This is a genomic window from Kitasatospora sp. NPDC051702 (assembly GCF_040681575.1).
GTDB lineage: Bacteria > Actinomycetota > Actinomycetes > Streptomycetales > Streptomycetaceae > Kitasatospora.
The window spans coordinates 1-24678 of sequence record NZ_JBFAZB010000037.1 but is presented as its reverse complement, the minus strand read 5'-3'; the positions used below and the strand labels follow the sequence as shown (position 1 = coordinate 24678).

The 24678-nt window shown below is 73.4% G+C and carries 23 protein-coding genes; 15 read left to right on the top strand and 8 right to left on the bottom strand.

Translation table 11 applies throughout. The annotated features are described in order from the left end of the window. Window positions 1–331 precede the first annotated feature (331 nt). Complete coding sequence (locus AB0N04_RS26795) at window positions 332–1525, top strand: RtcB family protein (protein WP_360212244.1); 1194 nt, start codon at window positions 332–334, stop codon at window positions 1523–1525. Between the two features lie 74 nt (window positions 1526–1599). Here the strand turns inward: AB0N04_RS26795 and AB0N04_RS26790 are convergent, their stop codons facing one another. Further along, complete coding sequence (locus AB0N04_RS26790) at window positions 1600–1881, bottom strand: HPr family phosphocarrier protein (RefSeq protein WP_360212242.1); 282 nt, start codon at window positions 1879–1881, stop codon at window positions 1600–1602. A 226-nt stretch (window positions 1882–2107) separates the two neighbouring features. Here AB0N04_RS26790 and AB0N04_RS26785 point away from each other — a divergent pair, with 226 nt between their 5' ends. The 4 genes from AB0N04_RS26785 to AB0N04_RS26770 all read left to right on the top strand — a co-directional run bounded on the left by AB0N04_RS26785 (window position 2108) and on the right by AB0N04_RS26770 (window position 7649). Then, window positions 2108–5014 (top strand): GNAT family N-acetyltransferase, encoded by a 2907-nt coding sequence (locus AB0N04_RS26785; RefSeq protein ID WP_360212240.1) that lies wholly within the window; start codon window positions 2108–2110, stop codon window positions 5012–5014. 93 nt (window positions 5015–5107) lie between these two features. Continuing rightward, complete coding sequence (locus tag AB0N04_RS26780; protein ID WP_360212238.1) at window positions 5108–5707, top strand: DUF5998 family protein; 600 nt, start codon at window positions 5108–5110, stop codon at window positions 5705–5707. A 36-nt stretch (window positions 5708–5743) separates the two neighbouring features. After that, on the top strand, window positions 5744–6931 hold the full coding sequence (locus tag AB0N04_RS26775; protein ID WP_360212236.1) for a nucleotide pyrophosphatase/phosphodiesterase family protein: 1188 nt from the start codon (window positions 5744–5746) through the stop codon (window positions 6929–6931). Between the two features lie 61 nt (window positions 6932–6992). Beyond that, entirely contained in the window at window positions 6993–7649 is a 657-nt protein-coding gene (locus AB0N04_RS26770) for a thymidine kinase (protein ID WP_360212234.1), read from the top strand. 42 nt (window positions 7650–7691) lie between these two features. On the opposite strand, the gene AB0N04_RS26765 is transcribed toward AB0N04_RS26770, so the two are convergent. Then, window positions 7692–8432: a VOC family protein gene (locus AB0N04_RS26765; protein WP_360212335.1), complete on the bottom strand. Its 741-nt coding sequence runs from the start codon at window positions 8430–8432 to the stop codon at window positions 7692–7694. Between the two features lie 166 nt (window positions 8433–8598). On the opposite strand from AB0N04_RS26765, the gene AB0N04_RS26760 reads away from it, so the two are divergent. Then, window positions 8599–9474 carry a sulfurtransferase gene (locus AB0N04_RS26760; protein WP_360212232.1) on the top strand — a complete coding sequence of 292 codons (876 nt, stop codon included), beginning with the start codon at window positions 8599–8601 and terminating at the stop codon, window positions 9472–9474. A 56-nt stretch (window positions 9475–9530) separates the two neighbouring features. Here the strand turns inward: AB0N04_RS26760 and sepH are convergent, their stop codons facing one another. The 4 genes from sepH to AB0N04_RS26740 all read right to left on the bottom strand — a co-directional run bounded on the left by sepH (window position 9531) and on the right by AB0N04_RS26740 (window position 14704). Continuing rightward, window positions 9531–10607 (bottom strand): septation protein SepH, encoded by a 1077-nt coding sequence (gene sepH, locus AB0N04_RS26755; protein ID WP_360212230.1) that lies wholly within the window; start codon window positions 10605–10607, stop codon window positions 9531–9533. A 585-nt stretch (window positions 10608–11192) separates the two neighbouring features. After that, the gene (locus AB0N04_RS26750) at window positions 11193–11897 is read right to left on the bottom strand and encodes a hypothetical protein (RefSeq protein ID WP_360212228.1); all 705 of its coding nucleotides are present in this window, start codon (window positions 11895–11897) and stop codon (window positions 11193–11195) included. Window positions 11898–12022: 125 nt separating this feature from the next. Further along, on the bottom strand, window positions 12023–13345 hold the full coding sequence (locus tag AB0N04_RS26745) for a D-arabinono-1,4-lactone oxidase (RefSeq protein WP_360212226.1): 1323 nt from the start codon (window positions 13343–13345) through the stop codon (window positions 12023–12025). A 102-nt stretch (window positions 13346–13447) separates the two neighbouring features. Next, window positions 13448–14704, bottom strand: a complete 1257-nt coding sequence (locus AB0N04_RS26740; RefSeq protein ID WP_360212224.1) for an MFS transporter — start codon at window positions 14702–14704, stop codon at window positions 13448–13450. Window positions 14705–14832: 128 nt separating this feature from the next. On the opposite strand from AB0N04_RS26740, the gene AB0N04_RS26735 reads away from it, so the two are divergent. Continuing rightward, window positions 14833–15975 carry a ferrochelatase gene (locus tag AB0N04_RS26735; protein ID WP_360212222.1) on the top strand — a complete coding sequence of 381 codons (1143 nt, stop codon included), beginning with the start codon at window positions 14833–14835 and terminating at the stop codon, window positions 15973–15975. Between the two features lie 23 nt (window positions 15976–15998). Beyond that, window positions 15999–16823 (top strand): inositol monophosphatase family protein, encoded by an 825-nt coding sequence (locus AB0N04_RS26730; RefSeq protein WP_360212220.1) that lies wholly within the window; start codon window positions 15999–16001, stop codon window positions 16821–16823. A 189-nt stretch (window positions 16824–17012) separates the two neighbouring features. Here AB0N04_RS26730 and AB0N04_RS26725 read toward each other — a convergent pair whose 3' ends face one another. Beyond that, window positions 17013–17198, bottom strand: a complete 186-nt coding sequence (locus AB0N04_RS26725; RefSeq protein WP_030057688.1) for a hypothetical protein — start codon at window positions 17196–17198, stop codon at window positions 17013–17015. A gap of 445 nt (window positions 17199–17643) precedes the next feature. On the opposite strand from AB0N04_RS26725, the gene AB0N04_RS26720 reads away from it, so the two are divergent. From AB0N04_RS26720 to AB0N04_RS26705, 4 genes are all read left to right on the top strand, one after another. Continuing rightward, the gene (locus AB0N04_RS26720) at window positions 17644–18297 is read left to right on the top strand and encodes a response regulator transcription factor (protein ID WP_030285473.1); all 654 of its coding nucleotides are present in this window, start codon (window positions 17644–17646) and stop codon (window positions 18295–18297) included. Between the two features lie 148 nt (window positions 18298–18445). Continuing rightward, complete coding sequence (locus AB0N04_RS26715; protein ID WP_360212218.1) at window positions 18446–19729, top strand: HAMP domain-containing sensor histidine kinase; 1284 nt, start codon at window positions 18446–18448, stop codon at window positions 19727–19729. A 240-nt stretch (window positions 19730–19969) separates the two neighbouring features. Further along, entirely contained in the window at window positions 19970–20950 is a 981-nt protein-coding gene (locus AB0N04_RS26710) for an acyl-ACP desaturase (RefSeq protein ID WP_360212216.1), read from the top strand. A 528-nt stretch (window positions 20951–21478) separates the two neighbouring features. Then, window positions 21479–21778, top strand: coding sequence for a DUF4193 domain-containing protein (locus tag AB0N04_RS26705; protein WP_030057692.1), 300 nt, complete (start codon window positions 21479–21481; stop codon window positions 21776–21778). Window positions 21779–22024: 246 nt separating this feature from the next. Here AB0N04_RS26705 and AB0N04_RS26700 read toward each other — a convergent pair whose 3' ends face one another. Next, the gene (locus tag AB0N04_RS26700) at window positions 22025–22474 is read right to left on the bottom strand and encodes a DUF3093 domain-containing protein (protein ID WP_360212214.1); all 450 of its coding nucleotides are present in this window, start codon (window positions 22472–22474) and stop codon (window positions 22025–22027) included. Window positions 22475–22609: 135 nt separating this feature from the next. On the opposite strand from AB0N04_RS26700, the gene AB0N04_RS26695 reads away from it, so the two are divergent. The 3 genes from AB0N04_RS26695 to AB0N04_RS26685 all read left to right on the top strand — a co-directional run bounded on the left by AB0N04_RS26695 (window position 22610) and on the right by AB0N04_RS26685 (window position 24525). Continuing rightward, complete coding sequence (locus tag AB0N04_RS26695) at window positions 22610–23188, top strand: PaaI family thioesterase (RefSeq protein WP_360212333.1); 579 nt, start codon at window positions 22610–22612, stop codon at window positions 23186–23188. Next, window positions 23185–23652, top strand: a complete 468-nt coding sequence (dut, locus tag AB0N04_RS26690) for a dUTP diphosphatase (RefSeq protein WP_360212212.1) — start codon at window positions 23185–23187, stop codon at window positions 23650–23652. Before AB0N04_RS26695 ends, dut begins: the two co-directional genes overlap by 4 nt. A 69-nt stretch (window positions 23653–23721) precedes the next feature. Continuing rightward, window positions 23722–24525 (top strand): DUF3710 domain-containing protein, encoded by an 804-nt coding sequence (locus AB0N04_RS26685; protein WP_360212210.1) that lies wholly within the window; start codon window positions 23722–23724, stop codon window positions 24523–24525. Window positions 24526–24678: the final 153 nt, after the last annotated feature.

Sequence of the window (24678 nt, the reverse complement as noted above, 5' to 3'; positions counted from 1 at the left end):
CGCCTCCGGCCTCCCGCACGGGCCCGGTGGAGCACCCGCTCCACCGGGCCCGTCGCGTCGTTAAATGCCTTGCGGGCCCACGCCGTTCCGTGGGTGAATCGTCCCCGGCACAGACGTGCGAACGGCGACGGAGGAAGGGAGGCGGCACCATGCGGGTCGAGCGAGCCATACGACGACGCTCCCCAAGGCCGTACCTCCCCCGTACCGCCCAGGGCTGCTGAGCCCCACCCCTGACTTCCCCGAGCCGCACCGGGATCCTTCGCGCGGCACCCCACCCTTCACGTGAACCACGCCTTCGCGTGACCACCCGACCCCTGGAGGTCGTTCACCCATGTCGTACACCGAAGTCCCCGGCGTCCGGGTCCCGATCCGGATGTGGACCGATCCGGCCACGGTCGAGGGCCAGGCCCTGCAGCAGCTGCGCAACATCAGCTCGCTGCCCTGGCTGCACGGCCTCGCCGTGATGCCCGACGTCCACCTGGGCAAGGGCGCGACGGTCGGCTCCGTCATCGCGATGAAGGGCGCGGTCTGCCCGGCGGCGGTCGGCGTCGACATCGGCTGCGGGATGAGCGCGGTGAAGACCTCGCTCACCGCCGCGGACCTCCCGGACGACCTGTCCCGGCTGCGCTCCAAGATCGAGCAGGCCATCCCGGTCGGCCGCGGCCTGCACACCGACCCGGTCGACCCGGCCAAGCTGCACGGCTTCCGGGCGGCGGGCTGGGACGACTTCTGGCACCGCTTCGACGGGGTGGCGGAGGAGGTCAAGTGGCGCCGCGAGCGGGCGATGCAGCAGATGGCGACGCTGGGTGGAGGAAATCATTTCATCGAAGTATGTGTCGATACGACTGGTTCGGTCTGGCTCATGCTGCACTCCGGATCGCGCAACATCGGCAAGGAACTGGCGGAGCACCACATGGGCGTCGCGCAGTCCCTCCCGCACAACCAGGGGCTGGTCGACCGGGACCTCGCCGTCTTCATCGCGGACACCCCGCAGATGGCCGCGTACCGTCAGGACCTCTTCTGGGCCCAGGAGTACGCCAAGAACAACCGTGCGGTGATGATGGCGCTCTTCCAGGACGTCGTGCGCCGTGAGTTCCCCAGGGCGAAGGTCGCCTTCGACGAGGTCATCAGCTGCCACCACAACTACGTGGCGGAGGAGCGGTACGACGGGGTCGACCTGCTGGTGACCCGCAAGGGCGCGATCCGGGCCGGTTCCGGTGACTACGGGATCATCCCGGGCTCGATGGGTACCGGCTCCTACATCGTCCGCGGCCTGGGCAACGAGGCGTCGTTCAACTCCGCCTCGCACGGCGCCGGCCGCAAGATGAGCCGCACGGCGGCGAAGAAGCGGTTCAGCACGGCGGACCTGGTCGAACAGACCAAGGGCGTCGAGTGCCGCAAGGACGGCGGCGTGGTGGACGAGATCCCGGGCGCCTACAAGAACATCGAGAAGGTCATCGAGCAGCAGAAGGACCTGGTCGAGGTGGTCGCGCACCTCAAGCAGGTCGTCTGCGTGAAGGGCTGATCAACGCCGGCAGCTGATCAACGCCGACAGGGGTGCACCACGCGTGGTGCACCCCTGTCGGGCGGGGGGTGGGCTCAGGCCGCGGCCGGGAGCTCGTCGAGGCCTTCCTGGACGAGCTTGGCGAGGCGGTCGAGGGCCTCGTCGGCGTTCTCGGCGTCGGAGGCGAGGACGACCTCCTCGCCGCCCTGGGCGCCCAGGCCGAGCAGGCCGAGCATGGAGGCGGCGTTGACGGGGGTGCCGCCGGGCTTGGCGATGGTGATCGGCACGCCGGTGGCCGTGACGGCCCGGACGAAGATCGAGGCGGGACGGGCGTGCAGGCCCTCGGCCCAACCGATGGTGACGCGGCGCTCGGCCATGAGACGTGCCTTTCCGGTGAAGCTGGTCACGGCCGTGCTCGGAGGAGCGGGGGGACGGCCATGTTGTCTAGACCAGTGTTGCACGCAGCCGGCCCCCGCGAACCGTCGCGTTCAGGACTTGTGATTGTTTCTTTTCGGGGCATAAGGCCCGGCCAGTGGCCCTGTCCACCCTGCCGCGAGCGCCTGTCCGGCGCCATTCGGCCCGCTGCCGGATAACCTGACGAATGTGGACGACTCCGCGGTGGCGAACCCCGAGCAACCGGACTATCCGCAGCACTGGGAGGCCGACATCCTGCTGCGCGACGGCGGCACGGCCCGGATCCGGCCGATCACGCCGGACGATGCCGGGCGGCTCGTGGAGTTCTACGAGCAGGTCTCGGACCAGTCCAAGTACTTCCGCTTCTTCGCCCCCTACCCCCGGCTGTCCGACAAGGACGTCCGCCGCTTCACCCACCACGACTTCGTGAACCGGGTGGGCCTCGCGGTGGTGATCCGGGACCACTTCATCGCCACCGTCCGCTACGACCGGATCGACGCCGACGGCCGCCCGTCCGACACCGGTACGGAGGCCGAGGTCGCGTTCCTGGTGCAGGACGCCCACCAGGGCCGCGGGGTGGCCTCGGCGCTGCTGGAGCACATCGCCGCGGTGGCGCAGGAGCGCGGGATCCGCCGCTTCCAGGCGGAGGTGCTGCCGGAGAACCGGAAGATGGTGAAGGTCTTCACCGATGCCGGCTACACCCAGCGCCGCAGCTTCGCCGACGGCGTGGTGCACCTGGACTTCGACCTGGAGCAGACCGACCGCTCGTTGGCGGTGATGCGGGCCCGCGAGCACCGCGCGGAGGCGCGGTCGGTGCAGCGGTTGCTGACGCCGCGGTCGGTGGCGGTGATCGGGGCGTCCCGCCATCCGCAGACGGTGGGGCGGGCGATCCTGCGGGACCTGCTGGGCACCTTCGAACCCGAGCCCGCCGCCCCCGAGCCCGCCGACCGGGCCGACGCCGGGGAGCAGCAGGCCGGGGCAGAGCAGGGCAGGGAGCAGCAGGTCGGGGCGCAGCCCCGCCCGGTGTACGCGGTCAACCGCAACGCCCCGCCCGGCACGGTGCTGGACGGCGTCCCGGTGCACCGCTCGGTCCTGGACATCCCCGGCCCGGTGGACCTCGCGGTGATCGCCGTCCCGGAGGGCGCCGTGCCCGCGGCCGTCGCGGAGTGCGGTGCGCACGGGGTGCAGGGCCTGGTGGTGGTGACCGCCGGCTACGCGGAGACCGGGGTGGACGGGCGGGACCGCCAGCGCGCCCTGGTGCGGCAGGCCCGGGCGGCGGGGATGCGGGTGGTCGGCCCGAACGCGTTCGGCCTGATCAACACCGATCCGGCCGTCCCGTTGAACGCCTCGCTGGCGCCGCACCTGCCGGGCCGCGGCGGTTTCGGGATCTTCTGCCAGTCCGGCGCGATCGGCGTGGCGCTGCTGGAGGCCGCCCACCGGCGCGGTCTCGGGGTGTCCTCGTTCGCCTCGGTCGGCAACCGGGCGGACGTCTCCGGCAACGACTTCCTGCAGTACTGGGCGGAGGACGACGCCACCGAGGTGGTGCTGCTCTACCTGGAGTCCTTCGGCAATCCGCGCAAGTTCACCCGGATCGCGCGGCGGCTGGCCGCGGTGAAGCCGATTGTGGTGGTGAAGGGGGCCCGGCACACGGGCAGCCTGCCGCCGGGCCACGCGGTGCCGGCGACCGCGACCGGGCTGCGCGACGCGACGGTGGACGCGCTGTTCGAGCAGGCAGGCGTGATCAGGGTGGAGACGATCACCGAGCTGTACGACACCGGGGAGCTGCTGGGCCTGCAGCCGCTGCCCCCGGGGGACCGGGTGGCGGTGGTCGGCAACTCGGACTCGATGGGACTGCTGACGTACGACGCCTGTCTGAGCGCGGGGCTGCGGCCGCGCACCCCGGTGGACCTGACCACCGCGGCGACCGGCGAGAACTTCCGGATCGCGCTGGACGTGGCGCTGAGCGACCCGGCGGTGGACGCGGTGATCGCGGTGGCGATCCCGCCGATCGGCACGTCCGCGCACGCGTTCATGGGCGGTCGGCTGACCGGCCCGGACGACCCGGAGATGGGCTCGGACGATCCGGAGATCGCCACCGCGCTGCTCGAAGCCGGTCTGCGGGCGCGGGAATTGGGCAAGCCGCTGGTGCTGGCGCACCTGGCGCTGACGGATCTGCCGGCCCGGCTGCGTCCGGGCGGCGTCCCGGCGTTCGCGGCCCCCGAGCGGGCGGTGCGCGCGCTGGCGAACGCCGTGCACTACGCGCAGTGGCGCCGCCGGACGGCGGTGGCGGAGGAGACGGCCCGGGTGCCGGAGCTGGACCGGATCGACGAGCCGGGGGCCCGTGCGCTGGTCGAGGCGGCGTTGAGCACCCGGACCGCGATCGCCGCGCGGACCCAGCCGGGCGGTGCCCGGATCACGCTGCCGGACGTCGGGGCCCGTGAGCTGCTGGCCCGCTACGGCATCGACGTCTCCCCGACGCTGCCGGCGCCGGACGAGGAGACCGCGGTGCGGGCGGCGGAGGCGCTCGGTTACCCGGTGGCGCTGAAGGCGACGGCCCCGCACCTGCGGCACCGCCCCGACCTGGGCAGCGTGCGGCTGGACCTGACCGGTGAGCCGGGTCTGCGCCGGGCGCACCGCGAGCTGGACGCGTTGCTGGGCGGCGCGGCGCAGGCGGAGCTGGTGGTGCAGCGGCTGGCGCCGCGCGGGGTGGACACCGTGATCGGTGCCACGGTGGATCCGGCGGTCGGCGCGATCCTGTCGTTCGGCCTGGCCGGGGCGCCGGCGGAGCTGCTGGGCGACGTGGCGCACCGGCTGGTTCCGGCCACCGACCAGGACGTGGCGGGGCTGGTGCGGGAGGTGCGGGCGGCGCCGCTGCTGTTCGGCTGGCGGGGGGCGGAGGCGGTGGACACGGGCGCGCTGGAGGAGCTGCTGCTGCGGGTGTCGCAGCTGGTGGACGACGTGCCGGAGGTCGCCTCGGTGGATCTCGAACCGGTGGTCGTGGCCCCGTACGGGCTGGCGATCCTGGGGGCGCGGGTGCGGCTCGCGCCACTGCCCGTCCGCAGCGATCTGGGCCCGCGTGCCATGAGCACCCTGTAACCTTCCTTGGTTGTGCCCGGCCGTCGGGCGCTGTTGTCCGAAGCTCGGCGCCGTGCCGCCCGCTTCGTCGGCGGACCATGCCAGGATGGAGTTATGGCGAAGACCGGTACGACCACCACTCAGGACCTGCGCTCGGCGATCGAGCGCAGCGGCTACTACCCGGCCCTGGTGTCCGAGGCGGTCGAGGCCGCGGTGGGCCCGGAGCCGATCAGCTCGTACCTGGTGCACCAGGAGACGACCTTCGACGCCAACGAGGTGCGCCGGCACGTGACGGTGCTGGTGCTGACCCCGACCCGGTTCGTGGTGAGCCACACCGACGAGCAGTCGGGGGACGGCGGCAGTCCGGCGGTGCCGTTCGCGACGACGTCGACGGAGAGTGTCCGGCTGGACCGGATCGGTTCGGTCGTGCTGAGCCGGATGGTGGCGAACCCGGAGACGTACACGCCGGGGACGCTGCCGCGCGAGGTGGTGCTGACGATCGGCTGGGGTGCCGTGCAGCGGCTGGACCTGGAGCCGGCGGGCTGCTCGGACCCGAACTGCGAGGCGGATCACGGCTACACGGGGTCGGCGACGGCTGACGACCTCTCACTGCGGGTGAGCGAGGCCGGTGACGGCCCGGAGACGGTCGCGCAGGCTCTGGTGTTCGCCCGTGCGCTGTCCGACGCGACGATCAGCAACGGCCCGCGGGTCTGAGCGCCGCCGCCTCCGTCCGCTACTGAATCCGGTTCCATGTCCTTCGCACCCGCCGACGGCTACGACGCCTTCGAGATCCTTGACCCGGCCGCGGCTCCCGCGCCCCCGTACGGCAGCGGTTCGCTCTGCGACCTGCTGCCCTCGGTGGCGGCGGGGCTGGGGGTTCCGGGCTTCACCGCCACCCTGCCGATCGCCCCGGCGGACCGCGTGGTGGTGTTCCTGGTGGACGGCCTGGGCTGGGAGCTGCTGCTGCGGCACCCGGAGTACGCGCCGTTCCTGTCCTCGTTGGCGGCCGGTTCGCTGGGCGGCTCGGGCCGCCCGCTGACCGCGGGTTTCCCGTCGACCACGGCGACCTCGCTGGCCTCGGTCGGGACGGGCACCCCTCCGGGGCTGCACGGCCTGGTCGGGTACACGGTGGCGGTGCCGGGCGCGGGGTACCTGATGAACCAGCTGCGCTGGCAGCCGCACACCGACCCGGGGGCGTGGCAGCCGTACCCGACGGTCTTCGACCGGACGCACGAGGCGGGGGTGGCGACGGCGCAGGTGTCCTCCCCGTTGTTCGCGCAGACCCCGCTGACAAGGGTGGCGCTGTCCGGCGGCACCTTCCTGGGCCGGACCACCGGCATGGAGCGGATGGATCTGGCGGCCTCCTGGCTGGCCGAGCACGACCGGGCGCTGGTGTACACCTACGTCAGCGAGCTGGACGGTGCGGGCCACCGGTTCGGGGTGGACTCGGACGAGTGGCGGATGACGCTGGACGCGGTGGACCGGCTGGCCCGCCGACTGGCGGAGCAGCTGCCGCCGCGTTCGGCGATGTACGTGACGGCGGACCACGGCATGATCGACATCGCCCCGGAGGACCGGATCGACTTCGACGAGGACTGGGAGCTGGGCGCCGGCGTGGCCCTGCTGGGCGGTGAGGGCCGGGCCCGGCACGTGTACGCGGTGCCCGGCGCGGCGGCCGACGTGCACGCGGTCTGGAGCGAGGTGCTGGGCGACCGGATGTGGGTGGCGACCCGGGACCAGGCGATCGACGCGGGCTGGTTCGGCCCGGCCGTGGACGAGCGGGTGTACGGGCGGATCGGCGACGTGGTGGCCGCGGCGCGGGACGACATCGCGATCATCGCCTCCCGCAACGAGCCGGGGGAGTCCGCGATGGTCGGACTGCACGGCTCGATGACCCCGGTGGAGCAGTTCGTGCCCCTGCTCGAAGTCCGCGGCTGAGCGCTTCCGTTGACTCCTCTGTGCCCGAACTCCTCTGATTTGAAAGGCCTTTGCTCCACCCATGGCTGAACTGGTGTTCTTCTCGGGCACGATGGACTGCGGCAAGTCGACGCTGGCGCTGCAGATGGACCACAACCACACCGCGCGCGGCCGGCAGGGGATCATCCTGACCCGCAACGACCGGGCCGGTGCGGCCACCATCTCCAGCCGGCTGGGCCTGCGGGCGGACGCGGTCGAGGTCACCGACGACTTCGACTTCCACGCGCACGTGGTGCAGCGCCTCTCGGCGGGTGGCCGGGTGGACTACCTGATCTGCGACGAGGCCCAGTTCTTCGCCGCCGGGCAGGTCGACCAGCTGGCCCGGGTGGTGGACGAACTCGACATCGACGTCTTCACGTTCGGGATCACCACGGACTTCCGCACCCGGCTGTTCCCGGGTTCGCAGCGGCTGATCGAGCTGGCCGACCGGGTGGAGGTGCTCCAGGTCGAGGCACTGTGCTGGTGCGGCGCGCGGGCGACCCACAACGCCCGGACGGTGGGCGGCGTGATGGTGGTCGAGGGCGCCCAGGTGGTGGTCGGCGACATCACGGTCGACGAGGACGAGGTCAGCTACGAGGTGCTGTGCCGCCGGCACCACCGCCGCCGCCTCACCTCGGCGACCGCCCGGGCCTCGGTGCTCTCGCCGGACGTGCTGCCCTTCGAGGAGCAGCGGGCCTGACCGCGGGCGGCCCGGTGCCCGCTCGGGCGCGGACCGGGCGGCTCACAGCGCCTCGATCACCGAGAAGTGCCCGCCCTGCGGGTCGGCCAGCCGGGCGGCCCGGCCGCGCAGGGTGTCGTGCGGCTCCACCAGGACGCGGCCGCCGAGCTCGACGGCGTGCCGGGCGGTCCGCGTGGTGTCGCGGACGGCGAAGTGGACCCGCCAGCGCGGCGGGTGGCCGCGCAGTTCGGCGTGGTGCCGGATGCCGGCGACCGGCCGCCCGTGCACCAGGAGCGCGGACTCGCCGTCGGCGGGCCGTACGGGCCGGTCGAGCACGGTGGCGTAGAAGGCCGCGGCGCCGTCCGCGTCGGGGGTGAGCAGTTCGGCCCAGGCCGGTCCGCCGGGTTCGGGGCCGGCTTCGCGGCCGGTGTGCTCCTCGCCCTGCCAGAGCCCGAAGACGGCGCCGGAGACGTCGGCGGCGATGGCCATCCGGCCGGCCCGTTCGGCCTGCAGCGGGCCGACGGCGACGGTTCCGCCGCATTCGCGCACCAGTTGGGTGGTGCGGTCGGCGTCGTCGACGGCGAAGTAGGTGGTCCACTGCACCGGGAACCCGGTGGCGGTGGAGACGCCGAGGCCGGCGACGGGCTCCCCGTCGAGTTCGGCCCGTACGTAGTCGCCGAGTTGGCCCGGGCCCGGGCGGTAGGCCCAGCCGAGCAGGTCGCCGTAGAAGGCGCGGGCTCCGGGCAGGTCGTCGGTCAGCAGGCTGACCCAGCAGGGCGTGCCCTGGGCCAGTCGGAGTTCCACCGCGGGCAATGCGGGCCTCCTCGTGGGTGGTCGGCGCGCGGGGATCCTCGCGCGCGAGGGTGATGCTTCCACCCTGGCGGGCACCGAACCCTCGGGCCGCGCGGAAAGTCCGGCAAAGTCCGCACAAAGAGCGGTGGTTCGTCGGTGCTGCGCGACAATGGCCGCCATGACGACCTACAACGACGCTTCTCCGCTGATCTCCGCGGGCGCGCTGGGGGAGGCGCTCGCCTCCGTCCGCCCGCCGGTGCTGCTGGACGTGCGCTACCGGCTGGTCGGTGCCGCGGCCTCCGGCCCGACCGCGGCCGAGGAGTACCTGGCCGGGCACCTGCCCGGGGCCCACTTCGTCGACCTGGACCGCGACCTCGCGGCCCACCCGGGTGCTCCGGGCCGGGGCGGGCGCCACCCGCTGCCGGACCCGGAGGAGTTCGGTGCGGCGATGCGCGGATTCGGGGTGGACGCCGACCGCCCGGTGGTGGTGTACGACGGGGCGGCCTCGCTGGCGGCGGCCCGCGCCTGGTGGCTGCTGCGCTGGGCCGGGCACCGGGACGTCCGGGTGCTGGACGGCGGGTACGCGGCCTGGGTGGCGGCGGGTCTGCCGGTGACGGCGGAGGTGCCGGAGCCGGCGGAGGGCGACTTCAAGCCGGTGCCGGGGCGGTTGCCGGTGGTGGACGCGGACGGCGCGGCGGCCTGGGCGCGCGAGGGCCTGCTGCTGGATGCCCGGGCGGGCGAGCGCTACCGGGGCGAGACCGAGCCGGTGGATCCGCGGGCCGGGCACATCCCGGGGGCGGTGTCGGCGCCGACGGCCGAGAACGTGGATGCGGACGGGCGGTTCCGGTCGGCCGCGGAGCTGGCGGCGCGGTTCCGCGCGCTGGGCGCGGGCGAGCGGGAGACGGCGGTGTACTGCGGCTCGGGGGTGACGGCGGCGCACCAGATCCTGGCGCTCGAGGTGGCGGGCCTGCCCGCGACGCTGTACCCCGGGTCGTGGAGCGAGTGGTCGAGCGACGCGGCCCGCCCGGTGGCGGTGACCGGGCAGCCGGGCTGAGTCCGGGCACGCGGAAGGGGCGGGAGGCCGGGCCTCCCGCCCCTTCCGTACGGCGGTTACTCCTGCTTCTTGCGCCGGCTGCCGAAGACGATCTCGTCCCAGCTGGGCACGGTGGCCCGGCGGCCGGGGCGGACGCCGTCCGCCTCGGCCTGGCGGTCGGTGGTGCCGACGAGGCGTTCGCGGTGCGGGGCGACGGCCCGCGGCATCAGGATGTCGGCGTAGGCCGATCCCGCGCCGACGGCCGGGGCCGCGGCGGCCGGCTCCTCGCTCTCCTCGGCGACCTCGGCGGGCACCGGCTCGATCGGGGTGGGGCCGCTGACGGCGAGGTCGCCGCGGAAGGCGGGGACGACGTCGAGCAGGCTGGTCAGCGAGTCCCTGGCCTCGGCGGTGGCCTCGCGGGACTCGCGGACCTCACGGGCCGACATGATGCGGTCGGCGGAGGGCCGGTCGATCATCGGGCGGGGCGGCCGGTCCTGGGGGAGCCGGGCGATCCGCGGGATGAACGGGAAGACCGACTCCTCCTCGCGCTCGACGTTCTCGCCGATCAGCGCGCGGGCCTCGTCGTCGTTGGGCTGGACCAGGCGCCGGGGCGGGTCGTACGTCCACGACGCGCTGCGGCCCTCGCCGTCGGCCCGGTAGGAGAGGATGACCTCCCAGGTGCCGTCGTCGCGCCGCCAGGAGTCCCAGCGTTCGGTGTCCTTCTCCGCGCCGCGCAGCGCGAGCCGCTCGGCGACGGCCTCGCCGAGCTGGGGCCCGGTGGACTCGCCGTTGCGGCGGATGGCGGTCTTGCGGGCGCGCTCGGCCATGAAGGCGCGCTCGGCGAGCACCGGCCCCTCGAAGCGGCGGACGCGGTCGACGGAGATGCCGGCGGCCTGGGCGACCTCCTCCGCGGAGGCGCCTGCTCGTATCCGCGCCTGGATGTCCCGGGGGCGCAGATGGCTCTCGACCTCGATCTCGATCTGGCCGAGGCGCGGCCGGTCGCCGCGGATGGCGGCGCGCAGCCGCTCGTCGATGGGGAGGGTGTACTCCGTGCTGTCGGCAGCCTTGAGCACCAGCCGTGTGCCGTCGTTGCTGACGGCCACAACCCGCAGTTCGGGCACGGTTACCTCCCGGGTGGTGCCTGCCGACGTCACCTGCGTCGCTGCTCCCGTACTGAGTGTGGCCTGCCCGCTCGCGACTGGCCACAACCTTGCTGAGTTCCCCGGCGTGTCGGGCATACGCCCGGGCACGCCACTGTGGCACGGTTGCCTTTTTGCCACGTCATCCGTCGACGTCGCGCCTGGGTGTCCCGGCCGTCCTCGCACGCGCAGTGAACGCGACGTTCCGGGACGGTCGTCGCCGTGCGTGCCTGGCCCGTGGCTCTTCGTCAAGCTGCCGGTACGGACGCAGTCGACAAGTCGACCCAAGGCTCAGGCTTTACGAACAGTACTCCATTCGTGGCATCCGAAGGGGCGGCTCGCCGCTCAAGTCTCCCGCGATTCACGGGAATCTCAAGAGCGCGCGCCCCTAATGGCGGACCACTGCCGGGTGAACGGTGATCATCTTCACATATATCGGGGGCGGAGAACCGCATTTTCGTCCCTTGTGTCCTTCTTTGGGCAAGATGGAGTGGCTTGTTCGAGGATCAGTCGTACGGACCGAGGGATGTTGATGCCGGAGCGGAACCCCGCCGAGGAGGGCGGCAAGGAGGATCGCAGGCGAATCGATCTGAGTGTGGCTCAGGTCGTGGCGAGTGCGTTGGCGACGGTGGCCGGGGCGCTGCTCGCCTCGGAACTCGGCGTGTACGGAACGATCCTGGGCGCGGCGGTGGTCAGCATCGGGGCCACCACCGGTAGTGCGGTGTTCCAGCACGTCTTCCGGCGCACCGGCGAGCAGCTGCGCGGGGCGGTGACGGAATGGGGGCCGGTCCACACCGCGAACGGACTGCGCCAGGTGCCGGCCGGCCCGGTGGGCCCGGCGCCCGTGGTGGAGTCGCCGGTGGTGGAGTCGCCGGTGGCGGTGCTCTCCGCGGAGTGGAACGAGCCGCGGGTGGTGCGGGCGCGCCGGCGCTGGACCTGGCGGACGTACGCGGCGGTGTCCGGGCTGGTGTTCGTGCTGGCGATGACGCCGATCGTCGCGTTCGAACTGGCCACCGGCCAGCCGGTCTCGGCGACGGTGAAGGGGCGGTCCGGCAACGGCACCTCCTTCGGCGGCGCCGTCACCCCCGGGTCCTCCACCCCTACCTCCTCCACGCCGCGGGAGGAACCGGAGCGGACGCCCCCGGCGCGCGAGCCCGGCGGAGCGGGTCGGTCGCCGTCCGCCGGGGCCACGGCCCCGGCGCCGACGGGGCCGAGCCGGGAGCCGAGCCCGAGCGGCTCCGGTGAGCCGGGCGGCGGGACGACCTCGCCCTCGGCGGGGCCGAGCACCTCGCCGTCGGCCGGCACCTCCCCGTCGGCGGGCGGCGGGACGCCGTCGGGCGGGGCCTCCTCGCAGCCTCCCGTCCCGAGCCGGACGCCGGCGGCGCCCCGGTCGGGGGCCGCGTCCTCGACGCCCTGAGGCCCGGCCGAGGTCAGGCGCCGAGCACGCGGCGCAGGTAGTCGTTGCCGAAGACCCGCTGCGGGTCGACCTCGTCGCGCAGCGCCGTGAAGTCGCCGAAGTGCGGGTACACGCCGGCCAGGTACTCGGCGTCGCGGGTGTGCAGCTTGCCCCAGTGCGGGCGGCCCGCGTGCGCGGTCATCAGCTGTTCGACGCCGGTGAAGTAGCCCTGGTCGGCGGTGCCCCGGTAGAGGTGCACCGCGATGTAGGCGCTGTCGCGGCCGGAGGCGGTGGAGAGCCAGAGGTCGTCGGCGGGGGCGAAGCGCACCTCGACCGGGAAGCTGACCTTCCAGTCGGAGCGGTCGACCAGGGCCTTCAGTTCGCGCAGCACCCCGGCGACGGCCGCGCGCGGCACCGCGTACTCCATCTCCACGAAGCGGACCTTGCGGGGGCTGGTGAACACCCGGTACGCCGTGTCGGTGTAGCTGCGGTCGGACCAGGCGCGGCTGGCCAGCGAGGCGATGGCGGGGATGCTGCCGGGGAAGCGCCGGCCGACCCGGCAGGCGCCCTCCCAGACGGTGTTGGAGAGGAAGTCGTCCTCCAGCCACTCCTTGAACCGGGGCAGCGGGGCGGCCGGGCCCTGGCTGCGGTTGTTGCGCTTGGTGGAGCAGCGGTCGGTGTGCGGGAACCAGTAGAACTCGAAGTGCTCGTTGACGGCGGTGAGGTCGTCGAGCCGTTCCAGCACCTCGTCGAAGGCCATCGGCTGCTCGTGCGCGGTGAGCAGGAAGGCCGGTTCGACGCCGAAGGTCAGGGCGGTGATCACGCCGAGGGCGCCGAGGCCGAGCCGGGCGCCCTGGAAGAGCCGCGGGTTCTCGGTGGGGGAGCAGTGCCGGACGGTGCCGTCGGCGAGGACGATCTCCAGGGCGCGGATCTGGGCGGCGAGCGAGCCGGAGTCGCGGCCGGTGCCGTGGGTGCCGGTGCTGGTGGCGCCGGCCACGGTCTGGACCTCGATGTCGCCCATGTTGGTGAGCGAGAGGCCCTCGCCGGCGAGGATCCGGTTGAGCCGGGCGAGCGGGACGCCGGACTCGACGGTGATGGTGCCGGCCTCGCGGTCGATGCCGCGGACGGCGGTGAGCGCGTGCGGGCGGAGCAGGACGCCGTCGCCGGCGGAGGCGATCGAGGTGAAGGAGTGGCCGGAGCCGACGGCCTTGACGGTGCGGCCCTGTCCGGCGGCCCGCAGGATCTCCCTGGCCAGTTCCTCCGCGGTGCCGGGGGCGGCGGACCGGGCGGGCCGGGCGCTCTGGTTCCCGGCCCAGTTGGTCCACCGGGCGGGCGTCACGGTACTGGTCTGGGGCATGCGCCGCCTCCTGCTCCGTGGCCGAACGGGTCGGCGCGGGGTCGGGGCGGCAGCGCCGCCCTACCCGCGGGTAGGGCCGCGGGTAGGGAGAGACTAGTCAGTTCACCGTTCGAGGTCTACGGGTTGTCCGGCCGCTTCGGCGGGCTCGTCGGAGCTGACTCCGGCGCGCAGCCGGCCCAGTCCGGCGAGCGCGGTGGCCACGCCGAGCGCACCGGCGACCAGCGGCACCCAGTAGCCCGCGGCGGCGCCGGAGGCGTCCACCACCCAGCCGCCGGCGGAGGAGCCGAAGGCGACGCCGAGGGCGAGCCCGCTGGTGGTCCAGGCCATCCCCTCGGTGAGCTGGGAGGCCGGGACGAGCCGCTCCACCAGGGCCATCGCGGAGATCAGGGTCGGCGAGATGGCGAGGCCGGCGAGCATCAGGGCGGCGCCGGTGGCGAGCAGCCCGCCGAGGCCCTGGACGGTCGAGGAGACGATCAGGACCGGGACCATGCTCAGGGCCATCAGCGTCACGCCGGCGAAGAACCGGGTGGACAGCGAGCCCCTGGGCTTGAGCGTGCCGTAGACCATGCCGGCCAGGCCGGAGCCGAGCGCCCACACGGCGAGGACGGTGCCGGCCAGCCCCTCGTGGCCCTGGGCCCTGGCGAAGGCGACGGTGACGATCTCGACCGAGCCGAAGATCGCGCCGGTGGCGATGAAGGTGAGCACCAGGACGATCAGGCCGCCGTTGAGGATGGCGCTGCCACCGCTGCGGGAGGCGGCCGGGTGGACCGGCGGTTCGGTGCGGCGCTGGGCGGTGAACAGCGTGATGCCGACGGTGAGCGCGACGACGGCGGCGAGCACGCCGGACTCGGGAAGGACGTTGGTCGCCAGGACGACGGCGAGGATCGGACCGACCATGAAGCAGAACTCGTCGACCACCGCCTCGAAGGAGTACGCGGTGTGCAGCCGGCCGGCGTCCTCGCGGTAGAGGTGCGCCCAGCGGGCGCGGACCATGGCGCCGGCGCTGGGCATCACGCCCATGCCGACGGCGAAGAGGAACAGCGTCCAGGCCGGTGCGCCGAAGTGCGCGCAGAGCAGCAGTCCGATCGCGGCGGAGACGGAGAGCGCGGCGGCGGGGAGGGCCACCCGGCGCTGCCCGTACCGGTCGACCAGCCAGGACACCGCCGGTCCGAGCGCTCCGGCGGCGATCGCCAGGGTCGCCGAGACCGCGCCCGCCACCCCGAACGACCCTCTCTGCTCGGAGAGCATGGTCACGATGCCGATGCCGGTCATCGAGATCGGCAGGCGGGCGAGGAAGCCGGCCGAGGAGAAGGCCAGAGTGCCGGGGGCGGCGAATATCCGGCGGTAACTGGAGAGCACGGGGGAGCTCCGAGGGGTAAGGAACAAGGCTGGTCAACACAGCTTACGTACCTTGGCAAACGGTATTTTCCGGACACCCGCGCGGCCCAACCGCCGGTGTTCGGCCCCTCAATGGCAGGATCGGTGCCATGTCCGACGCGCGCAAACCCTCACCGACCGGCGCCGCCCCGTACGACGCCCTGCTGCTGCTCTCCTTCGGCGGGCCGGAGGCCCCCGAGGACGTCGTCCCGTTCCTGGAGAACGTCACCCGCGGCCGCGGCATCCCCCCGGAGCGGCTGAAGGAGGTGGGCAAGCACTACTTCCTGTTCGGCGGCGTCAGCCCGATCAACGAGCAGAACCGCGAGCTGCTCGCCGCGCTGCGCAAGGACTTCGCCGAGCACGGGCTGGAGCTGCCGGTCTACTGGGGCAACCGCAACTGGGCGCCGTACCTGGTCGACACCCTGCGCGAGCTGGCCGCCGACGGTCACCGCCGGATCGCCGTCCTCGCCACCAGCGCGTACGCGGGCTACTCGGGCTGCCGCCAGTACCGGGAGAACCTGGCCGAGGCGCTGGCCGCGCTCGCCGCGGAGGGCCTGCCCGAGCTGCGGGTCGACAAGCTGCGGCACTTCTACAACCACCCGGGCTTCGTCCGGCCGATGATCGACGCCACCGTGGCCGCCCTGGCCGAACTGCCCGAGCCGGTCCGGGACGGCGCCCGGCTGGCGTTCACCACCCACTCCATCCCGGACACCATGGCCGACTCCTCCGGCGCCCCGGACGACCCGGCCCGCGGCCGGCCCGGCGGCGCCTACGTCGCCCAGCACCTCGACGTCGCCCGGCTGATCGCCGAGGCCGTCGCCGAGCGCACCGGGGTCGCCGACCGGCCGTGGGAGCTGGTCTTCCAGAGCCGCAGCGGCGCCCCGCACGTGCCCTGGCTGGAACCGGACGTCTGCGACCACCTGGAGGCCCAGCACGCCGACGGCGCGCCCGCCGTGGTGATGGTCCCGATCGGATTCGTCTCCGACCACATGGAGGTCAGGTACGACCTCGACACCGAGGCCGTCGCCAGGGCCGCCGAACTCGGCCTGCCGGTGGCCCGCGCCGCCACCGTCGGCGCCGACCCGCGGTTCACCGCCGCGGTGCGCGAGCTCGTCCTGGAGCGCGCCGCCGCCGAACGCGGCGAGCCGGTGACCCGCTGCGCGCTCGGCGCGCTCGGCCCCAGCCACGACGTGTGCGCGGTGGCCTGCTGCCCCAACCCGCGCGCCCCGCGCCCGGCCGCCGCCGAGCGCTGACCGCCCGTCCCGAGGAGTCCCCCTTGTCCACCCCCGCCCTGCCCGACGACCGGCTCCTCGACGACCTGCTGGACGTCGCCCTGGACGCGGCCCGGCGGGCCGGCGCCCTGCTGCGCGACGGCCGGCCCGCCGACCTCGGCGTGGCCGGCACCAAGAGCAGCCCGGTCGACGTGGTGACCGAGATGGACCTCGCCTCCGAGAAGCTGGTCCTGGAGCTGATCACCGACCGCCGCCCGGAGGACGGCTACCTCGGTGAGGAGGGCGCCGAGCGGCACGGCACCAGCGGGGTGCGCTGGGTCGTCGACCCGCTCGACGGCACGGTCAACTACCTGTACGGACTGCCCTCCTGGGCGGTGAGCGTGGCCGCCGAGGTGGACGGCCGGGCGGCCGTCGGCGTGGTCTTCGCGCCGGCCCGCGGTGAGCTGTTCCAGGCCGTCCTCGGCCGCGGCGCCCACCTCGACGGCCGTCCGCTCGCCGCCCGCCAGGCCCCGCCGTGGGGCCAGGCGCTGATCGCCACCGGCTTCAACTACGTCCGGTCGGTGCGGGTCCGCCAGGCCGAGGTGCTGCAGGCCCTGATGCCCGAGGTGCGGGACGTCCGCCGCGGCGGCGCCGCCGCCGTGGACCTGTGCGACGTCGCCGCCGGGCGGCTGGACGGCTACTACGAGCGCGGACTGGCCCCCTGGGACCGCGCGGCCGGCTGCCTGATCGCCGCGGAGGCCGGCGCCCTGGTCGGCGGCCGCCCCGGCCACGGCCCGGACGGCGAGCTGACGGTGGCCGCCGCGCCCGGCGTGTACGAGCCGCTGCAGGAGCGGCTCGCCGCGCTGCGCGCCTGGGAGGACCGGGGCTGAGCTCCGGAGCGTCCCGGGGCACGGGAGCCCCGGGACGCCAGGTGCCCCGAGCGGGAACCGCCGTGAACGCGACGGGGCCCGGAACGCGAAGAGCCCTGGCATACGAGGGATGCCAGGGCCTGGGGTTTCGCACGGCCCCCGCAGGGCCGCTGGTGCCGGAACTCCGGCGACGGGTCGGGATCGGGTGGATCAGGCGGCGGTGCGGTGACGCTCCAGCACGGTGTCCACACCGTGCTCGGCGGCGAGCCGGCGCAGGTCGTCCAGCTCTGACTGCTCCACCTCGGCGAGGAACTCGTCCCCGGCCTCGATCGCGCGGTGCAGGTCCTGCTCGGCGTTGGCGATGCGCTGCAGGATTCCGGCCTTGAAGGCGTCCATACGGGCCCCCTTACTGTGTCGGACGTGCACGGTCGTACGTTCTCCGCCCTGAGGTTGCGTGGCCAGCGGTAGCGTCCGGGGAGGCAGGATCCTGATTCTCCGGTCGGGCGCGGAGACGGCCCGTCGGCCGCTCCCGGTGACGTCCCAGCCCCAGGGCCGGCGCGGATGAACGCACGGCGGGTGGGTGCGATCGGCCGACAGGCCAGATCGCGGGTGTGCAGCTGTCCTCCCCGCCGCAGGGGCGGGGAAACCTGTCGGCGCGAGAAAGTTGCCCGTGTCACAGTCCAACCGGACTGGTCCCGGTGCGAACGGTCACCGGTCGCCGGTTCCGCCCCGTGCCCGAGCGGCAGCTTATCGCTGCTTTACCGCAGGACCAGGCAGGATGGAGGCACCGTCGGAGCCGTGCGTCCGCTTCCGGGGCCGGCCTGGAGAAGGGACAACGACCGTGCGGGTTCTCGTCGTCGAGGACGAGCAGCTGCTCGCCGAGGCCGTCGCCACCGGCCTGCGCCGCGAGGCGATGGCCGTCGACGTGGTGTACGACGGGGAGGCCGCGCTCCAGCGCATCGCGGTCAACGACTACGACGTGGTGGTCCTGGACCGGGACCTCCCGCTGGTCCACGGCGACGACGTCTGCCGCAAGGTGGTCGAGCAGGGCCTGGCCACCAGGGTGATCATGCTGACCGCCTCCGGTGACATCAGCGACCGGGTCGAGGGCCTGGAGATCGGCGCGGACGACTACCTTCCGAAGCCGTTCGCCTTCAGCGAACTCGTCGCCCGGGTAAGGGCGCTGGGACGCCGTGCGACCATCCCGCTGCCCCCGGTGCTGGAACGCGCCGGGATCTCGCTCGACCCCGGCCGCCGCGAGGTGATCCGGGAGGGCCGCACCGTCCAGCTCGCCCCCAAGGAGTTCGCCGTCCTGGAGGTGCTGATGCGGGCCGGCGGTGCCGTCGTCTCCGCCGAGCAGCTGCTGGAGAAGGCCTGGGACGAGCACACCGACCCGTTCACCAACGTCGTGCGCGTCACCGTGATGACGCTGCGCCGCAAGCTCGGCGACCCGCCGGTGATCGTCACCGTGCCGGGCTCCGGCTACCGGATCTGACCGGATCCGGCCGGACCGCCCGGCCGGATCCCACCGGACCGCTCCGGACCACCGGGCCGGCCCGCACCGGATCCACGGACCCGGACGCCGGCCCGGTGGGACCCACCCATCCCGCGCCCGCCCCGGCGGGCGCCCCGAGAGGACCATCATGACCACCCCGCCCCCGGCCGGCGGGCCCTCCGGCGCGCCCGCCGGCGGCCCGCGCGCCGTCCCGCCCAAGCCACCGCACCCCCCGCGCGCGATCCGGCCGCACTACGTGCCCGGCGACGGCATGCTCGCCTGGCTGCCCTTCCGGCCGACCATCCGGATGCGGCTCACCCTGCTCTACGGCGGCATGTTCCTGATGGCCGGCGTCGTCCTGCTGCTGCTGATGTACGTGTTCTTCCAGGACGCGGTGCAGAACCTGGCGCCCCGCAAGTTCGACTTCGGCGACATCCGGGTCAGGGTCGGCGGCGTCTCGATGGACAGCGCGCAGTTCAACCAGGAGCAGGCCAGCGACTACCTGATGCGCTCCAACTCGGCGCTCAACACCCTGCTGCGCAAGTCGCTCACGATGCTGGTCTGCCTCGCCGTGATCGCCTTCGCGGCCGGCTACGCCCTGGCCGGCCGGGTGCTGCGCCCGCTCGGCCGGATCACCCGCACCGCCCGCGACGTCGCCTCCTCCGACCTGCACCGGCGGATCGAGCTGGACGGGCCGGACGACGAGCTCAAGGAGCTCGCCGACACCTTCGACGACATGCTGGACCGGCTGGACCGGTCCTTCGACTCGCAACGGCGCTTCGTCGCCAACGCCTCGCACGAGCTGCGCACCCCGCTGGCGATCAACCGCACCCTGCTGGAGGTCCAGCTCTCCGACCCGGCGGCCTCGCCCGACCTCCAGCAGCTCGGCAAGACCCTGCTGGCCACCAACGAGCGCAGCGAACAGCTCGTGGAGGGCCTGCTGCTGCTCGCCCGCAGCGAGAACGAGCTGACCGAGCGGCGCCCGGTGGAGATCTCCGAGGTGGCCACCCGCGCCCTGGAGCAGACCAGGGCCGAGGCGGAGCGGCGCGAGGTCGAACTGCGCGCCAAGCTCGATCCCGCCGTGGTCGGGGGCAACGGGGTGCTGCTGGAGCGGCTCGCGCTCAACCTGCTGCAGAACGCCGTCCGGTACAACACCCCGGGCGGCTGGGTCGAGCTGTCCACCGCGGAGGTGCCCGGCGGCGGCGAACTGGTGGTGTCCAACACCGGCCCGGTGGTGCCCGGCTACGAGCTGGAGCACATCTTCGAGCCGTTCCGGCGGATCAAGGGCGCCGACCGCACCCGCAGCGACAAGGGCGTCGGGCTCGGACTGTCGATCGTCCGCTCGGTGGTGCGCGCCCACGGAGGCGCCATCGAGGCCACTCCGCGCGCCGGTGGCGGGCTCACCATGCGGGTGCGCATCCCGAACCCCTGACCCGCCCCACCAGGCCCTTCCCGGGCCCCTCGGGCCGCCCGCCCCGCCGTGCTCCGTGAACGACCGTTCACAGCCGCCCCCGTCAGGCCGTCAAGACGACATAAGGCCTGGCGGGGGCGGCTTGTCTTTTCCGCCCCGAGCAACTTACGGTGTCGTAACCTACGGAACCGTAAGTGCGTCTGAAGACGTGCCCGCCCAACGCGCCCGTCCCAGCGCGTGCCGTCCCCCAGGAGCAAGACCGTGACCATCGCCCCCGTGCAGAGCAGCCCCTCGCTCGGATCGAGCGGCTGGACCGACGCGCGCCTGATCCTGGCCCTCGAAGAGGTCGTGGAGAAGGAGCTCAACCGCCACCTCGCGGTGGCCAAGGAGTGGATGCCGCACGAGTTCGTGCCCTGGAGCCAGGGTCGCGACTTCGACGGCGTGCTCGGTGGCGAGGCCTGGAACGTCGGGCAGTCCCAGGTGACCCCGCTCGGCCGGGTGTCGCTGGTGGTCAACCTGCTGACCGAGGACAACCTCCCCAGCTACCACCACGAGATCGCCACCATGTTCGGCCGCGAGGGCGCCTGGGGCACCTGGGTACACCGCTGGACCGCCGAGGAGGGCCGCCACGGCATAGCGATCCGCGACTTCCTGCTCGCCACCCGGGCCGTGGACCCGGTGGAGCTGGAGCGGGCCCGGATGAGCCACATGTCGGAGGGCTTCGAGTCCGACAACGCGCACAGCATGCTGCACTCGGTCGCCTACGTGGCCTTCCAGGAGCTCGCCACCCGCATCTCGCACCGCAACACCGGCAAGTTCGCCGGCGACCCGCTCTGCGACCAGCTGCTGGCGAAGATCGCCAACGACGAGAACCTGCACATGGTCTTCTACCGGAACCTGCTGAAGGCCGCCCTCGAGATCGCCCCCGACCAGGCGATGCGCGCCATCGCCGACGTGGTCACCGACTTCCGGATGCCCGGCCACGGCATCCCCGGCTTCGAGCGGGCCGCCGCGCAGATCGCCATCGGCGGGGTTTACAACCTGCGCATCCACCACGACGACGTGCTGCAGCCGGTGCTGCGCCACCTGCGCGTGATGGAGATCGGCGGCCTCGGCCCCGAGGGCCTGCTGGCCCAGAACGAGCTCGGGGTCTTCCTGGACGGCCTGGACGAGCAGGCGCGCAAGTTCGAGGAGCGCCAGGCCGCGCAGCTGGCCCGCCGGGCCGCCCGTCTGGGCGCCTAGAACCCCCCGCGGCCGTCCCCCGGCCGTCGTCGGCGGAGCCCCGCGGCGCTCGACAGGGCGCTTCGCGGGGCTGTCGACCTGGGTGGATTTTCCGTGGTTTGCCCCGGAAGATTCTGAACGTGACCAAGGTCACACCGTGTCGCTCCGTGACTTCGGGTGAACTCGGAGAGTGATCACTTGCGCGATGGTGTCGGTTGCGTTCCGTGATCAGATTTCCTGGGGCCGTTCGGGTGAAGGGTTGACCGGCGCCCCAGGTGGGCAAGGGATTCGGCGAGAGACCTCATGGCCTGCGCTTACTGTGCGTATCCGTCCTGCCGGGTCCCGAAAGGGGTGGCGGTGCCCCAGCGTGAGGCCCGCCACGTGCTGGTGGATCACCCCAACGGACCCCTGGCTGAGTGTCGATTGAGTAACAGGGCTTGAAGTAAGGCAAAATCTCCGCCTCGGGTCGGGCACAAGACCGGCCCCCCATGCGTTACGTGCGCTGGAGATACCGCACACACCGCACAACCCGGAGGGGGAGAGCGAAAAATGGCAACGGACTACGACACCCCACGCAAGACCGACGACGAGCTCAACGAGGACAGCATCGAGGAGCTCAAGGCTCGTCGTAACGACAAGGGCGGCGGCTCCGTCGACGTCGACGAGTTCGACGCGGCGGAGGGCATGGAGCTCCCCGGCGCCGACCTCTCGAACGAGGAGCTCGCGGTTCGGGTGCTGCCGAAGCAGGCCGATGAGTTCACCTGCATGAGCTGCTTCCTGGTCCACCACCGCAGCCAGCTGTACAGCGAGAAGAACGGCAACCCGATCTGCCGGGACTGCGGCGCCTGAGCACCGCGGCGGACAGGGCCCGGTGCCCGCGGCCACCGCGGGACCGGCACAGCGCCCCTTCCGGCCCCGGGCAGCGGGGCCGGACGGCAGGTCCGGACGCCGTCCTGAGGGACGGCTCCGGGAGGACCCGGTCGGCCAGGAGCACGACGGTCGGCACGAAGTCGTAGGGACGGTCCCGCAGCAGCGGAACCGTCCCTCTCCGTTTTCCGGACCGGGGGTCGCGCGCTCGCCGCGCGCGCCCCGGACTTACGTGCGGGCGCCCCGTCGGGCGTCCTCCAGGGCCTCGGACAGCTTCATCGGCGATCGGGTCGACAGGTAGAGGTACGGCGTCGGGTCCGCCGGGTCGGTCACCTCCACCCGCAGCGCCGTCGGGACGTAGCTGCGCAGCAGCATGAAGGCGCGCGGGTCGGACTTCGGCCCGCGCCAGGCCACCGCCTCGGCGGGGCTCAGCGGGTGCGCGGCGCCGAGGGCGTCCACCGGGATCCGGGCCTGCCCGGCCACCAGGGAGCCCTGCACCACGCGGATCCGGGCCGAGCCGTAGCTGCTGATGGCGACCGCGCCGGCGGCGATGCCCACCACCAGCCCGGCCAGCGCGGCAGGGCCGCTGACCCGGATCAGGATCAGCGCGAGCGTGAAACCGACTGCGACCGGAAGCAGCCACCAGGAGCGCGGCACCGTGAGGCGTTCGTCGTACATGCCCCCATTGTGGGCGCCCTGACGCCGGGGCCGGGACGCCACCCCCACCGGCCGCGCCCCTACCGCTGGGTAGGGTGGGGCCCCGTGACCGGTGCGACCACCCCCACCACCCCCACCGACCGGCCGGAGCCCGCGATGACACCGACCCCGACCACGCCGCCGCCGGACGCGGTGCTGCCGCCGCGCGCCCCCGAGGCACCCGCCCCCGGCACCCGGCTCGGCTCCCACTACGAGCACTGCTTCGGGTGCGGCCCGCAGCACCCCGGTGGCCTGCGGATCGACGCGGTCGCCGGCGAGGGCCTCGACGTCACCGCCGAGTTCGCCGTCCGCGACGTCCACCAGGGAGGCCCGGGCCTGGCCCACGGCGGCGTGCTGACGACGGCCATGGACGAGACCCTCGGCACGCTGAACTGGCTGCTGCACGCCCCCGCCGTCACCGGCCGGCTGGAGACCGACTTCCTCTGCCCGGTGCCCGTCGACTCCGTCCTGCACCTGCGCGCCTGGATCACCGGCGTGCACGGCCGCAAGATCTACAGCGCCGCGGAGGCGCGGATCGGCGGCCCCGCCGGACCGGTCGCGGTGCGGGCGCAGGCGCTCTTCATCCAGGTGAAGCTGGAACACTTCACCACGCACGGTCGTCCCGAGGACATCGAGAAGGTCCTCGACGACCCGGACCTGATGAAGCGCGCACGAGCCTTTGAGGTGAACCCTTGAGCGACACTCCCCGCCCGCCGCTGGACGTCCTGATCAGGCGCGTCGACCCCGAGCTGCCGCTGCCCGCCTACGCGCAGCCCGGCGACGCCGGTGCCGACCTGCGCACCACCGTCGACGCCGAGCTCGCGCCCGGCGAGCGGGCCGTCCTGCCCACCGGCGTCGCCATCGCGCTGCCGGACGGCTACGCGGCGTTCGTCCACCCCCGTTCCGGGCTGGCAGCTCGTTGCGGAGTTGCCCTCGTGAACGCCCCGGGGACGGTCGATGCCGGGTACCGTGGAGAGATCAAGGTGATCGTCGTCAATCTGGACCCGCGCGAGGGGGTCAGCTTCCGCCGAGGGGACCGGATCGCCCAGCTGGTCATCCAGCAGGTCGAGAAGGCCCGCTTCCACGAGGTGGCCGAGCTGCCTGGGTCGGCACGTGCCGAGGGCGGGTTCGGGTCGACCGGCGGCCATGCCGCGGTCTAGCATGCCCGCGGCCTCGCAGGAAGCCGAGCAGGTATTCGCATCGGTCTTGGACCGGGAAGGACAGTGACCGTGTTCCGTCGTCGCCAGAAGAGCGAGGACGCTGTCGAGCAGCTCGCCGACGACGCCATCAGCGCCGACGAGACGGCCGATGACGTCGAAGGTTCCGCCGAGAGCGAGAACGTGACCGAGCTGGACCCGGCCGACAGGGTCGGTCTCCCGCCGGCCCCGCGCCCGGACGGTCCGTGGGACCACTCCGAGCTGGAGAACCCCGAGGAGGGGCGGGTGGACCTCGGGGGTCTGCTGGTCCCCGGTGTCGAGGGCATGGAGCTGCGCGTCGAGGTCGCCGGAGACGCGATCGTCGCCGCGACCCTCGTCCTCGGCAACAGCGCCATCCAGCTGCAGGCCTTCGCGGCCCCGAAGTCGGAGGGCATCTGGGGGGAGGTCCGCGAGGAGATCGCCAACGGCATCACCTCGCAGGGCGGTCTCATCGAGGAGGAGGAGGGCCCGCTCGGCTGGCACCTCCGCGCCCAGGTCCCGGTGCAGCTGCCGGACGGCACCCAGGGGGTGCAGCTGGTGCGCTTCGTCGGCTGCGACGGACCGCGCTGGTTCCTGCGCGGTGTGATCTCGGGCCAGGCCGCCGTGCAGCCCGAGATGGCCGGGATCCTGGAGCAGGTCTTCCAGCAGACGGTCGTCGTCCGCGGTGAGAGCCCGATGGCGCCCCGCGACCCGATCGTGCTGAAGCTCCCCGAGGACGCCCAGATGGTCGCCGACGGTGGTGGGGCGGCCGCCGCTGCCGGCGAGGGCGAGAACCGCTTCGGCGGTGCCGCGCTCGACCCGTTCGCCCGCGGCCCGGAGATCACCGAGGTCCGCTGACCTGGTCCGCGTCGCACCGATCGCCCCCGTCCGGAGTGCCGGGCGGGGGCGATTTGCATGTGGCGGGCCCGGCCCCGTACAGTTCCGGAGTCGCCGCGAGAGAGCGGGGACAAGCGGAAAGCGAATCCGATGAAATGAAACTCCGGGAAAACG

Bases quoted from the DNA above. Each gene is read 5' to 3' on its own strand.
- AB0N04_RS26795 (WP_360212244.1), top strand. From the start codon at position 332: ATGTCGTACACCGAAGTCCCCGGCGTCCGGGTCCCGATCCGGATGTGG.
- AB0N04_RS26745 (WP_360212226.1), bottom strand. From the start codon at position 13,345: ATGCCCCAGACCAGTACCGTGACGCCCGCCCGGTGGACCAACTGGGCC.
- AB0N04_RS26770 (WP_360212234.1), top strand. From the start codon at position 6,993: ATGGCTGAACTGGTGTTCTTCTCGGGCACGATGGACTGCGGCAAGTCG.
- AB0N04_RS26725 (WP_030057688.1), bottom strand. From the start codon at position 17,198: ATGGACGCCTTCAAGGCCGGAATCCTGCAGCGCATCGCCAACGCCGAG.
- AB0N04_RS26735 (WP_360212222.1), top strand. From the start codon at position 14,833: ATGTCCGACGCGCGCAAACCCTCACCGACCGGCGCCGCCCCGTACGAC.
- AB0N04_RS26760 (WP_360212232.1), top strand. From the start codon at position 8,599: ATGACGACCTACAACGACGCTTCTCCGCTGATCTCCGCGGGCGCGCTG.
- AB0N04_RS26695 (WP_360212333.1), top strand. From the start codon at position 22,610: ATGACACCGACCCCGACCACGCCGCCGCCGGACGCGGTGCTGCCGCCG.
- AB0N04_RS26715 (WP_360212218.1), top strand. From the start codon at position 18,446: ATGACCACCCCGCCCCCGGCCGGCGGGCCCTCCGGCGCGCCCGCCGGC.
- AB0N04_RS26705 (WP_030057692.1), top strand. From the start codon at position 21,479: ATGGCAACGGACTACGACACCCCACGCAAGACCGACGACGAGCTCAAC.
- AB0N04_RS26790 (WP_360212242.1), bottom strand. From the start codon at position 1,881: ATGGCCGAGCGCCGCGTCACCATCGGTTGGGCCGAGGGCCTGCACGCC.
- AB0N04_RS26780 (WP_360212238.1), top strand. From the start codon at position 5,108: ATGGCGAAGACCGGTACGACCACCACTCAGGACCTGCGCTCGGCGATC.
- AB0N04_RS26700 (WP_360212214.1), bottom strand. From the start codon at position 22,474: ATGTACGACGAACGCCTCACGGTGCCGCGCTCCTGGTGGCTGCTTCCG.
- AB0N04_RS26775 (WP_360212236.1), top strand. From the start codon at position 5,744: ATGTCCTTCGCACCCGCCGACGGCTACGACGCCTTCGAGATCCTTGAC.